This is a genomic window from Peribacillus frigoritolerans, from assembly GCF_001636405.1.
Classification (GTDB): Bacteria; Bacillota; Bacilli; order Bacillales; family DSM-1321; genus Peribacillus; species Peribacillus frigoritolerans.
The window spans coordinates 616,374-629,638 of record NZ_KV440950.1 but is presented as its reverse complement, the minus strand read 5'-3'; the positions used below and the strand labels follow the sequence as shown (position 1 = coordinate 629,638).

Genomic DNA, 13,265 nt, shown 5'->3' with positions numbered 1-13,265 from the left:
AATTAATAGATTTCCTCCCCTTACCATTGATATGCTGATTGGAATATCATAGTAGGAGTTGGCAAGCCTTCGTTTCAAGGGAATTTGTATAGGATAGCGCCAAGTCTTTATCGTAATGAATGTCACTAAGAGATTTAATCTCTTGAATTATTTGGTATTGGTCTTTTGGATTTTGATAAATACGTCCATATAACATCGTATCGTAAGAATCAATAATTCTGATAATCCTAGAAAGAAGAGGTATATTTTTTCCTTTCTTTCCGTAATATCCAGATCCATCAAAATTTTCATGATGAAATAAGATTACATCTGAAAGCTCTGATGGGAATTGGGGGATGCTTTGTACTATTTGTGCTCCGTAAACTGTATGGTGCATAATCTTTTCATATTCGAGTTCTGTTAGACTTTCTTTTTTATTTAATAATTGTTGAGGAATTTCTAATTTACCAATATCATGAAGAGCTCCTAAAATAAAAAGAAATTCTTGATTTTCAATTCCCAAAAAACGTCCGAAACCACATAAGTCATTCCCCACCCTAAATGAATGGCAAGTTGTCACTTTACAGTGCTTATATAAATTACATATTAATTCTTGTGTAGTTTCTATCATTCCGTACTCTCCTTATTAATACTCTAAATATAAAGTAGATAGAATAATTGAGTATTATTTATTAAATGTTATTAGGTAATACATCGATTAAATTCATCACTTCTTAAAGAGTACCCCTTCAAAATTCAGACAATATATCTTTGTTGAAACCAAACAAATTAAAATTGGGACGTATTTTTTTGCAAAGGAAGTATAATTGAATTACCTAATCCAAAAATCCATCTGTTTTTATGGGCTAGTACTAACAAGAGCTCAAAAAAGAATTTACATATATGATCTTAACTGTAGAGAAGTTTTAGTTAAGTTTCTATTTGCCCATCATCCCACATAGTTAAAAACCTCTAAAAAAATAGGTAAGTTCCGCCGAAAATAATCGGTGAAACTTACCTTAAAAAAATAAGGGGTTGAGGGTATGTGGAAATAAGTATAAGACATGAAAATACCTATAGTATTTCTTTATTGGAGCAAACTACTTCATATTAGATATATTTTTAAAGATAGTTTGTCCAAATCAATTTTCCTCTTATGTACTTTTTCCGATTAGTCTTATGCTAATTGGAAAAGTGTCTCCCCCCTCCCCCCTTCAGCTGTATCTTCTGCAAATCTTTCGTGCTGCTCCTGACTAGACAAGTATGATCTCAAAACCTTCGTTTTATAGTCCTGTTCAACATTCTCATAAGGCATCCATTTAACTCTTTCAAAAACAAGGCGAAAACTCATCAAAAACAACTTCAACAAATTTCTGTTTACAAAAACAGCCCAATAAATTTATTTAGACTAGAGTATATGCCGTTTATCGAAACTATGAGCCCTTTTGATTATTTAATGTCAAATCCCCTTTTCGTAACTACTAATAGTGTTTCCTCCTCTTGAAATATAACTTTCATTTAAATAAGTGAATTATGCTTCTTATTCCCTCTTTAGCCTTCTAGCGTTAAATTTACATAACCCGAAAAATCACAACAGTCCTAAGTCATTCAAAGTAAATATCAGTAGGTCTAATTTCTTATATGAAGTCTCATAACCCATTTTTGAAATTAGATCTAACGATTTATTTTATAGAATGTAATTAACACATGACATTCCTTTTATCCTACAGACTACTCATTTCTTCATTGAACATAAATAACTGCAAGGAGGGAAAAACAACGGGAAAACGAGGAGTTATTAGTAGAATTGGTAACAGTGTTTTATCGAAACACTGGGTTTTTCATCCAAACCAGAGGCATGGTCATGTTCAACATATATTAAAATTTAAAAGGGGAAATACAAAATGAGTATCAAAAAAGCCTTAATTAAAGGACTAATGTCCTCAGCAGCATTACTGTTATTCGCGACACCTACATTCGCAGCAATCGATCCCAATGCAGTGACAGGAAGTACAGATGGCCTTGGAGCAACTTCTCATGGTCATATTATGATAACACCAGGAGACGAAACTACAGGACCAACCGATCCAATTTTCCCAAGTGAACCAGGTGGTGAAACAGGTAACGAAGGTTCATTAACGATTGATAATGTTTCACCTTTAGAATTCGATACCCACCAATTAGCGAGTGGTGCCGTAGAATATACAACTACATCCATAGATCCTAACGCACAAGTAACCGATAAGCGTGGTACAGGTGTTGGTTGGGCTTTGCAAGTTGCAACTTCACCATTTATGGATCAAACAGATGGCACTAAAATTTTAAAAGGTGCAATTGTTACATTACCAATCGGTACTGCTGAGACGAATCCAGGAAATGTTTCTCCACCACCTGAACTAAGGGAAGTACAATTAGGTACGGATAGTGGAACAACTAATCCCCAAATCCTTATGAGAGCTGATATGAACACAGGATTAGGGACATGGGTAGATAAATTTGATCCAAGCAGAATTAAAATTTCCGTTCCATCAGGAAACTTAGCAGGGGATTATGTATCGACTTTAACTTGGAGTCTATTGGACGCTCCACAATAATAAATAAACGAAATAGGAGATTAGAAAAATGAAAGCATTTAGTCTATCAGCAGTAGGCAGCATTATTTTGGCCGGAACACTTCTTTCAACAAGTTCAGCAGAGGCGGCTGTCATAAATGACGCAACTTCTAATAATTATATTGGCTTTATTGCAGATGAGGGACCGACTAATCCAGTAGATCCTACAAATCCGGACAATCCTAATCCACCAAGTCCAATTGATCCGGAAGATCCAGGCAATGGTGGTACTGGAAATGCTGGGGCTTTAACTCTGGACCATGTCTCAAATATCCAATTTGGAACACAAAAAATCATGAGCGGAAACACGACTTATAATGCTAAAAATAAGGATCCCTTTGTACAAGTTTCAGATAAACGCGGAACGGGGGAAGGATGGTCTTTGACAGCAAAGGCTTCAGAATTTAAAAGCGATTCTGGAGAAGTCTTAAGAGGAGCTATTTTATCATTCAAAAATGGACAAGTGAAATCACAAACCAGTAATGTTTCCACACCACCAACTGCTAATGATGTTGTATTTGATAATTCGGATTCCAAAGTACTTATGTTAGCTGAAGTAGATGCAGGTCGCGGAACATGGCTAGATGTTTTTTCAGGTACCGAAGGCGATAATAGTAACGTACAATTAAATGTTTTGGCGGGATCCGCTGATGCTCAAAACTATACGGCTACTATGACATGGGAATTATCTGACGCACCGAAATAAATTCAAATTAAAGAAACTTGGCTTAATTAATTATTTTAGCCAAGTTTTTTTTGAAAAATAACATCATGAAATTAGAGATATGAGGGATAGAAAAAATGAAAAATATGTTATCCATTATGGTTTTAATATTATTGACTGGATTGGGGTTTGTTTCCACTAATGAAGTGGCCTTTGCTGGTACTATGGAGTATTCAGTAAAAGCCAATATCCCCAAAAACCAAATTAATAAAAAGCTCACCTATTTTGACTTGAAGATGGCTCCAGGTTCAAAACAAACGATATCTTTAACCGTTAAAAACACTTCTAGTGAAGAAAAAAAGATAATGATCGAACCCAATTCAGCTATTACCAATCAAAATGGAGTGATCGACTATAGCAAACATGGACACAAAAAAGACAGCTCATTAAAATATGCTTTTTCTGATTTGATATCTCCAAAGCAAGAAATTGTAATAAAAGGAAAAGAAACGAAGAAAGTGCCCTTTACTATTCAAATGCCCAAAGAGTCATTTGATGGAATTATTCTGGGTGGATTCTATGTTGACGAAGTAAATAAAGAGGAAAAAAAGAAAGAAAATAATAAAGTTCAAATCAAAAATGAATTTTCGTATGTGATTGGCGTGAAATTAACCGGAACGGATGAAGTTGTGAAGCCGAAACTAAAGTTAAATGAAGTTCAAGCAGGGTTGATGAACTATCGTACGGTTGTTACTGCGAATTTACAAAATACCGAAGCTGTCATAATAAATAACTTGGATGTAAATGCACGTATTACGAGGGAAGGAAAAAAAGAGAAGCTCCACTCAACGAAGAAAAGTAAGTTATCCATGGCACCGAATTCTAATTTTGACTTTCCTATTACCTGGGATAATCAAAAACTGGAACCAGGTAAATACCATCTATATTTAACAATTACAGACGGTAATCAAACATGGAAATTTGATAAAATGTTTGAAATTAAAGGTGCAGATGCAAAAGCGATAAATAAAACAGCAATTGAAGTAGAAAAAGATTATACGTTCCTTTTCATCGGACTTGCTGTGTTCATTTTATCACTGATCATCATTATCATTATTTTGCTGAAAAAGAAAAAAAGAGGGGAAGACAATGAAGAAGAGTAACAGGAAATTTCCTCGTGCTGCCCTTTCCGTAATGTTAGTTATGGGGTTAATTCTACCAAGTCCCGGTTGGTTGGCCCCTGTGCAAGTTAAAGCAGCAAATAACGGTAATCCTCCATTTAAAATTGATTTGACTGGTATATTCGTTACTCCCGCTACCGGTTCAAATAGTTCCGTTATAGGAGGTAATATCGTTCAAGTAACCCCTGATACTACTAATCAAAAGGGTGGTATCTGGTCGACTGAAGCTAATAAAATGGATTTAACAAAAGATTTTAAAGCGTCAATGTATATCTATTTCGGGGATCGCGGAGCTAACGCAGCAGATGGTATGGCCTTTGTTATGCATAATGACTCAAGAGGCACAAATGCCATATCACCTCATAGTGGTTCGGGTCTTGGAGTTTATGCTGGACAGACACATGGGTCATCCAAAACGGATGGCATTCAAAAAAGCTTTGCTGTTGAGTTCGATACCTTTATAAACAATAATGTGAACGATGGTTATTTTGATACAAATACAACCAAAGGGGCCCATGTTGCTTGGAGCTACCCAGGCCAAGCTGAAACTTATATCGATTACTACACAAGTTTTCAGTATAGAAGAACGATGAAACATAATAACATTGATGGTCCAAATAATGGTGCTCAATATCCTGGCAATTTATCGAATGATACCTGGCGTAAATTCACCATTAATTGGAATGCAACAACTTCAACACTTACGTATCAATTAGAAGGCCTATCGTCTGTTAGTATCCCAATAAATGTACAAGATATTTTTGGTGCAGATCAAGTCTATTGGGGGTTTACTGGTTCAACGGGATCTAGATATCAGAACAATCGTGTTGCATTTGAAGAAGTGCCAGGGCTAGTAAATGCAGAAGTGAAACAAACAATTACGAGAAAGGATGGTGCTGTTGTTGACAATGGTGCCCTGGCCAATAATGGTGAGGAACTAACCTATACGATAAACGCGAAGTATCTTTCCGGCAAACAGGATTGGACCGATATTATAGTAAAGACTTTTTTAAATGATCATGTTTCCTATGTTCCTGGCTCAATGGCAATATCATCAGGGGACGGCTCAGGAGAATTGGATGATGGTTTTTGGACGGGACAATCTTTAGCAGCTAGTATTCCTAATATGGATACCAATCGGAACGATGTCACCATTTCCTTTAAAGTGAAAGTCAATCAAGTAAAGGTAAATACGCCAGTTACTGAGACAGTTAAGTTTGAGGGTAGTAACTATATAACGAATACGAATCCAGTAGATTATGTCATTCAAGCTAACAATGTACCTGAAGTGACCATAACTGAAGAAGGTCCCATTCATTTAGCTGTTGGTGAAGATTATCATGCAAAAGGAACTTGGAAAGATCCAGATGATTCCACTAATACCTTGTATTATGACTTAAATGGCGAGTTGCTAAAATCCGAAGTGCTAGACAATGGAGGTTCTACTGAACCGGTAGATTGGAGCTATCTTATAACATCAGATCAGTTAAAATTAGGAGAAAATAATCTTCAAGTCACAGCAAAAGATGGTAAAGGCGCTTATTCAGTTTCCGCTAAGTTGAAAATCATTGTTGAAAGTCCTCCAGCCATTACGTTAACGGATGCTAATCGGGAAATTCCTGTTGATTTTGGCACTGAGTATACGATGAGTGGCAGCTGGAACGACCTTGATAGTAATCTAGTTGATTTATATTATGCAGTAGACAGTAATACTCCTGTAAAATTTGCTTCTAATGTATCAAATTCTACTAACAAAGGTGAGGACATTAACTATCAATACAGCATTCCGGCAGATCAATTGTCTATAGGCATGCATCAAGTTTCAGTTTATGCTGTGGATGATACGGGTCGAAAATCAAATATTGAAGTAGTGAACGTCAATGTAACGGGAAAATTAAGTTTCATGAGTGTAACTGAAAATGTTAGTTTTGAAAATATGAAAGTACCAAATCAACCAACCTATTCAAAAAGAAATGATGATTGGGAGATCCTTGTGAAAGATACCCGTGGATTGGGAAGTTCATGGCGTCTCACAGCAACATTAGTGGAGGAATTCTCTGATAGTCAAGGGCATTTTTTGAGGGATGCATTAAAGTTTGTTAATGAGGATGGAATTGAAACAACAATGGCGCTTGGAGCTGGGACGAATGTTTATGAAATGATTACACAGGATGAACAAAATATATCGATTAACTGGGAATCGGATAAAGGTATACTGCTAAAAATTGATCCTTTTGTTTATATAGGTAATTATACTGGGAAAATTAATTGGAATCTAATTGATGCCCCATAATATAGAGGGTAAATTGACATACTTATTCGGTTAAATCGTAACTTGAAGAAATGATATGAACTGAATAGGTTCCATTCAATTAATACTTAGGACAATCCGTATACTTGCTTCATTTCATTGTTACGAATAGGTTTAATAAACGTTTTAATAATATAGAAAATTAGAAGGGTAGGAGGAGCTGCCTAAATGACTACCACAATTGCGATTATAGATGATCATCAACTTTTCCGAGAAGGGTTTAAACGAATCCTTGAAATTGAAAAATCTTTTCAAGTTATTGCCGAAGGTGTAGATGGTATCGAAGTAGCTTCTATTGAAAAAGAATATAAGCCAGACGTTTTCATAATCGATATCAGTATGCCACTAATGAATGGACTCGAAGCAACACGCAGGCTAATCGAAAATAACCCCAATACAAAAGTAATGATCTTATCCATAAGTGAAGATGAACATTATGTAACCGAAGCACTTCAAAGCGGTGCAATAGGTTATCTGCTTAAAGAGATGAGCGCAAGTGAACTTATTGATGCTGTTCATCTTGTTGCGGAGGGCGGTTCTTATTTGCATCCAAAGGTAATCAACAATATCCTAAATGAATATCGAAAATTAGCTGAAAAACACTTAAGAGAAGATGAAGCTTTTGAGCAATCTCTTAAGCTTTGTCGCCCTCTCCACCTGCTAACGAATCGCGAATGTGAAGTCCTTCAATTGCTTACAGATGGAAAAAGCAATTCCCAGATCGGTGAAGCACTTTTCATTAGTGAAAAGACTGTAACAAATCATGTCAGCAGAATACTCCAAAAAGTAAAAGTAAATGACCGTACTGAAGCAGTTATCCATGCGATTAAAAATAACTGGGTCAAAATTTGATAATAGATCAGGACTTTTAACTACGAAAGTTAATGGTTGAAATCATGTAACAATCCCCTGCCTACTCTTTAACAGGCCACAAAAAAAGAAAAGACTATTTGAGCACTTACTTTATGTAAGTGCTTTTTGCTACACATTCAGTCATGATCACCATCTTCTTAAAAGTTGGGGATTATTCTAAGTTTTTTAGTCAGAAAGAATAATACCTTAAATAACGGGGTGTGAGCCAAAAGCGGGACTTTTTTTATAATTTTCTGAATATTCACCAAGGAGAAAAGGTATTATTAAAAAAACGGGACTTAGTTACTATCAATAAGAGATCGATGTAAAAATTCTAAGTTAATAATGTAAATTCCTTAAACAGGGAAAATAAAATGAGAATCCTTTTGTAGTCTTAGGTTTAGGAATGGACTATGATCGATTACGAAATAGGTGATAATATGAATCGATTTTATAAACGTTATTCAGACTTGATCTTTCATTTACTTAATAGTAACAAATGGATTAGTATAGCTGAATTATCCGAGAAAACAGAGTATTCAAGAAGTACTATTTGGCGTGATTTAGAAATCCTGGAGTCTATTTTCCCTGACGGATGGATTTTGAAAAAAAATGAAAACCTTGGAGTTCGTCTAATTAAACCTGAAAATGGTACATTAGAAAGTTTATTAACACAAATAAGAGAAAAGAATTCCTATTTACACACATTAAAGTTAATTCTTTTGAACGATGGTGTTGATATTCCCCAGATATCCCAAGCGGTTTATATTAGTCGTTCCACTGCATACCGTCACCTTGAAAAATTACAAGAGGTTGTAAGTGAGGCAGGTGTTACATTAACTGCAAGCCCCTTTAAAGTCATAGGGGATGAAAAAAAGATTAGAAGATTCATCATGAAATATTTGGACTTTATGTCAGTTGAAGCCAATACCATTAAAGATGATTCAATCGATACGATAAAATTTCAAACAGATTTATTACAGCTGTTTTCAAAATATTCAATGTCTTGCAGAACAGGTGCCTTACAGCGATTAACAATGATTTTATTTATATCAAATTTTCGTGTCTCCATGGGGCATTATATCTCATTTCCTAAAAATCTAATAAATACTTACGAAGGTAGTAAATATTTTGAGCTCTCGAAAGAATTGGTAAAATATATGGCCAAATGCCCGACAAGAGATATTCAACTACAGGAAATTCTCTTCTTTTCTATTTATATCATGAGTGAGGAACGACCATTAAATAGATCACAGTACATTAATTATATTAAAAAAAGAATGAGGAGTAAAAAAGGTTTTCCCTTGGTTAAATTTTTAAAATGTCTTTCTAAATATGTTGGTTTTAATCTATCACAAGATGATATTTTTTTATTCCATTTATCCCAAACATTAAAAAGGATACAAGTTGAAACTGAATTTGAAACGGAAAGTGCAGGAAATTCAATGTTGCAGTTCCTTCCATACTTTGAAACAAATCCGATTTTCCAGGTAATTGAGGAACTGGCAATTGAAAGTTTTTCTTCAGTGCCTTTAACGATTAAGAAACTTGATGTTTTAGAGATATTTTCACTTCTACAGTCTGTTGTCTTGAGAAAATGGAATCAACATACAATACAGGTTGCATTAATGTGCAGAACTTATAACGAAAAAGATTATATTAGGGAAGTATTAAAATATCACTATGGTAATAAAGTGGCTATTTCAACATTGGATCCTTCCAGTATTGATTTGCTCTTCAAATATGAGGAGTTTGATCTGCTCATTTCTACCGATATTGGTGATCATAAAAATATGTTAATTGAGCACATCCCTACCATTCAAGTATCGTCCTTTCCCACCCCTTCAGAATTAATAAATATTAAACATTTTATAGAACAGCATTTTTATGGAAATTTAGGTATAGAACCGGAATTGATCTATCCCTATGGTATTAATGAATGTCCTTGTTAATGAACATAAGAACTCAAGTAGAAGAAAATAAGTATATCTGGTAGCAATATACCTAACCCGAATTCCTCGCATAATTCGGGTTAGATGATTTAAAAGCATACCTTCTTTGAATCAAACCGAACTACTGATAGGATCCAAATGACGCTTTGGCAGCTTTCATTGCCCAAGCGTTTTTAGTTCCCCCCTCCTTTATCGATGCGCCTGACATGATTTCTTGAATGCAACGACAAGTTTTGAATATACATATAAACGGAAATGTGTTTTTAGAGGAGGAAAGTCATTGAACCAAGATGTACAATCGGAAATCAATCGCCTTGTTCATCGCTTGAAACAAGACCAATCCGCTGATGGTTCGTGGAATTATCCCTTTGACACCGGGATAACAGCAGATGCCTATATGATCATATTATTGAAAATTCTAGATATGGAAGATACTCCTCTTATAGAGGCTTTAGTAAAAAGAATCGAAAGCAAGCAAACGGAAAACGGGTCATGGAAACTATTCCAAGATGAGAAGGACGGCAATGTTACGGTTACGATCGAGGCTTACTATGGCCTTCTTTTTAGCGGACTCCGCAATAAGAATCATCCACATATGAGGAAAGCCAAACAATTCATTCTTTCCAAGGGCGGCATCAAACAGGCCAAAATGTTAACGAAAATGATGCTTACTGTCACCGGACAATATCAATGGCCGCGCCTATTCCCCATTCCACTCGAAGTGGTCTTACTGCCTCCGACCTTTTTCGTCAGCATTTATGACCTTTCCGTTTATGGGCGGGTCAATATGATTCCATTGCTATTGCTGGGCCATAAAAAGTTTCAGATCACGACCCCGGACACGCCAAGTTTAAAAGATTTATTCCAAACAAGGGAGGACAGTTCCGAAGAGCAAGTGTGGGAAGAATACCGTACCAAAGAATATCGTTCCTTCTTCTCCAAACTTCAAACAGGCGTCAAAACCTTGATTGGTTATCCGGATTATTTGCATTCCTTGGCCTTGGATTCAACGAAAAGGTTCATGCTTGACAGGCTGGAACCAGACGGGACACTGTACAATTATTTCGGCTCTACCTTTTTCATGATCTTTGCCCTCCTTTCAATTGGATATTCGAAAAGAGATCCAGTGATTCTAAAGGCCATTGCCGGTCTGAAGGGGATGGCCTGCTCCATTGAGGGACACACACATATCCAGTTCACGACGCCCCATGTTTGGAATACCTCCTTAATAAGCTACGCCCTTCAAGAAGCGGGAATGCCTTTCAAAGACAAAACGGTCAAGGCCGCCAATCAGTACTTACTGTCACGCCAGCATTATATGTATGGAGATTGGCTGATCCATAATCCTGATGCAATTCCTGGCGGCTGGGGGTTCTCGGATTTGAATACCATGAATCCGGATGTCGATGATACGACCGCGTCACTGCGGGCGCTGGCTAAGCAATTGCAAGCGAAACCGGATAATCGGGACAGCTGGCAGCGCGGTGTCACCTTCACGATTTCCATGCAAAATGATGATGGTGGATTTCCAGCCTTCGAACGGAATAACGACCATAAATGGCTGCAGCTTCTTCCTATAGAGGGTTCGAAATATCTCCTGACTGACCCTTCCACCGCTGATCTGACAGGAAGGACGCTGGAATTCCTGGGGAACTATACAAATATGAAAAAGCCGGAAGAAGTCAGTAAAAGAGCGGTGGATTGGCTATTGGAAGACCAGAAGCATGATGGCTCCTGGTATGGGCGCTGGGGCATCTGCTATCTATATGGCACATGGTCTGCACTGACCGGCATGAAGGCAGCAGGGCAAGCCACCGGACATCCATCCATCCAAAAAGCCTTAACTTGGTTGAAGAAAATTCAAAATGAAGATGGCGGCTGGGGTGAATCTTGTTACAGTGATATCAAGCAACGATATATCCCCCTCGGAACAAGCACACTGACACATACAGCCTGGGCTGTGGATGCGTTGATATCGGCATCAGAAAAGCCGACAGCCGAGATTGAAAAAGGCATTGCCTACCTCATCCGTGCAGGTCAACAAGAAAGCTGGACCAATGATTATCCTGCAGGCCAGGGAATGGCGGATTTTTTGTATATCCATTATCATAGCTATCGCTATATTTATCCCCTTTTAGCCTTAAGTCATTACAATAAAAAATTCCTGGAGACTTAATCGCCAGTGTTTTTTTCATATTAAAGGTGAATATGTGGATTACCTGTGGAAAAGTAGTGAATAACACCGGAAAGTTATCCACAATCCGAGGTTATCCACATTCATTTATCCGTAAAAGTGGCAAAAGCAAGAATTTCCACCTCAAATTTGTTGATTCATTCATTTCGGCTATGTAAAAATGACTGGTTTTATACAGGTTTGTGGATAGTTTGGGGATGAGCACGATTTTATGTGAAAACTTTATCCAGTTTATCACTATAAAATTCTATAGCCTTAGCATAAGATTGTATTTCTTGATCCCTCGAGGTTTCGGCAATGATCTTCAAAAGAGATTCCATCGCAAGATCATGTTGGCCCAAATTATAAAATGCCATGGCCCTGAATACCGATAAAGCCTTATCCCCAGGAAACTTCGCCAGTCCGGATTCCAATGTCCGTCTTGATTTTTCATATTCCCCTATGGTGCGATATGTGCTCCCCAACCCGAGGTAGGCCCCTTTTGCATCCTCCTCCGGCAACCCTAATTCGAGTGCCGCTTCATAATAGGGCACCGCCTTTACCTCAAGTCCGAGAATATCCAAACTCCAGGCACACTGATACTGTATGACTGCATCACCGGGATTTTGCTTTGCGAGATCCATCAATATACGATTGGATTTTTCGAGTTCTTTCTTTTCCCTTAAGTGCAGGGCCATTTCCAAATTTCCCATTGTCATTCCTCCATTGTATATGATTCCTTAATGCCCCTATTCGCGATTCTTCTTTTCAATTCCTTCTTAATATGTATAAACAGCCCATCTCCCAACAATGCTGCAGCCAGGAACTAATATATTGTTAAGGATTCGGAAGCTTCACTTCCCCAACTAGCTTGGCAAATAAAAAAAGGATCTGCCTCCCGGCAAATCCTTTCATACATTTCAATCTCCATATATCATGGATTACTGTCGACATGACATATGATTAATCATCCAATTGGTTTTTCAATACTTTTCCCGTGGTGGCATCCACCACTACATCATATTCCTTTAGTTCTTGTTTTATTTCCAGCTCGTACACAAGGGTGCCATTCTCTGAATCCAGCTCCATATCCGTTACTTGACCATCCACCGCTTTCAAGGCAATCTTTTCAGCTTGATCTCTGCTGACTTTTGCATTTTCCACGGCTTGTTGTATGCTCATATCCTCATCGTCACCGTCTTCCATCTCCTGAGAAAGAATCTCTCCTTTTTCAGCATCAACGTCAACGTCCTGATAGCCTTCTTTCGTTTTTACGGTCATTTCATAGGTCATCGGCTGGTCCCAATCCTTTTCAAATTGAGTAACTTCCCCGCCTAGTTTTTCTGAAATCATTTTGATAGCCTCATCCTCGGAAAGGTTCCCCTTATTGACTGCATATACCGCCGTTCCAGCAGCACCGCCGAAAAGCAATACGGACGCTATGGACACTGTCATGATTACCTTTTTCCTTTGAATGATCCCTTCTTTAATCGTACTCCACTGTTTTTTCATGAATGATTCCTCCTTTAAGTTGTTACCCT

The 13,265-nt window shown here is 37.3% G+C and carries 10 protein-coding genes; 7 read left to right on the top strand and 3 right to left on the bottom strand.

Annotation, left to right across the window (positions count from 1 at the left end; translation table 11 throughout):
- Positions 1–46: 46 nt before the first annotated feature.
- Positions 47–610: an HD-GYP domain-containing protein gene (locus A6755_RS03000; RefSeq protein ID WP_063589742.1), complete on the bottom strand. Its 564-nt coding sequence runs from the start codon at positions 608–610 to the stop codon at positions 47–49.
- A gap of 1,273 nt (positions 611–1,883) precedes the next feature.
- Between A6755_RS03000 and A6755_RS02995 the strand changes: the two genes are divergently transcribed.
- The 7 genes from A6755_RS02995 (at position 1,884) to shc (ending at position 11,727) form a co-directional block, all read left to right on the top strand.
- A complete protein-coding gene (locus A6755_RS02995; protein WP_084737356.1) occupies positions 1,884–2,573 on the top strand; it encodes a WxL domain-containing protein in 690 nt (229 codons plus the stop codon).
- Between the two features lie 28 nt (positions 2,574–2,601).
- Positions 2,602–3,297 (top strand): WxL domain-containing protein, encoded by a 696-nt coding sequence (locus A6755_RS02990; RefSeq protein ID WP_034310063.1) that lies wholly within the window; start codon positions 2,602–2,604, stop codon positions 3,295–3,297.
- Positions 3,298–3,392: 95 nt separating this feature from the next.
- Positions 3,393–4,418, top strand: coding sequence for a WxLIP family cell surface protein (locus tag A6755_RS02985; RefSeq protein WP_063589741.1), 1,026 nt, complete (start codon positions 3,393–3,395; stop codon positions 4,416–4,418).
- Positions 4,405–6,729, top strand: coding sequence for an L-type lectin-domain containing protein (locus A6755_RS02980; RefSeq protein ID WP_063589740.1), 2,325 nt, complete (start codon positions 4,405–4,407; stop codon positions 6,727–6,729). Before A6755_RS02985 ends, A6755_RS02980 begins: the two co-directional genes overlap by 14 nt.
- 186 nt (positions 6,730–6,915) lie before the next feature.
- Complete coding sequence (locus A6755_RS02975; protein ID WP_063589739.1) at positions 6,916–7,599, top strand: response regulator transcription factor; 684 nt, start codon at positions 6,916–6,918, stop codon at positions 7,597–7,599.
- Positions 7,600–8,012: 413 nt separating this feature from the next.
- Complete coding sequence (locus tag A6755_RS02970) at positions 8,013–9,551, top strand: AcpB/EbpR/MafR family transcriptional regulator (protein ID WP_063589738.1); 1,539 nt, start codon at positions 8,013–8,015, stop codon at positions 9,549–9,551.
- Between the two features lie 280 nt (positions 9,552–9,831).
- The gene (shc, locus tag A6755_RS02965; RefSeq protein WP_063589737.1) at positions 9,832–11,727 is read left to right on the top strand and encodes a squalene--hopene cyclase; all 1,896 of its coding nucleotides are present in this window, start codon (positions 9,832–9,834) and stop codon (positions 11,725–11,727) included.
- Between the two features lie 227 nt (positions 11,728–11,954).
- On the opposite strand, the gene A6755_RS02960 is transcribed toward shc, so the two are convergent.
- Positions 11,955–12,437: a tetratricopeptide repeat protein gene (locus A6755_RS02960; RefSeq protein ID WP_174878685.1), complete on the bottom strand. Its 483-nt coding sequence runs from the start codon at positions 12,435–12,437 to the stop codon at positions 11,955–11,957.
- A gap of 250 nt (positions 12,438–12,687) precedes the next feature.
- Complete coding sequence (locus A6755_RS02955) at positions 12,688–13,236, bottom strand: PepSY domain-containing protein (protein ID WP_063589735.1); 549 nt, start codon at positions 13,234–13,236, stop codon at positions 12,688–12,690.
- Positions 13,237–13,265: the final 29 nt, after the last annotated feature.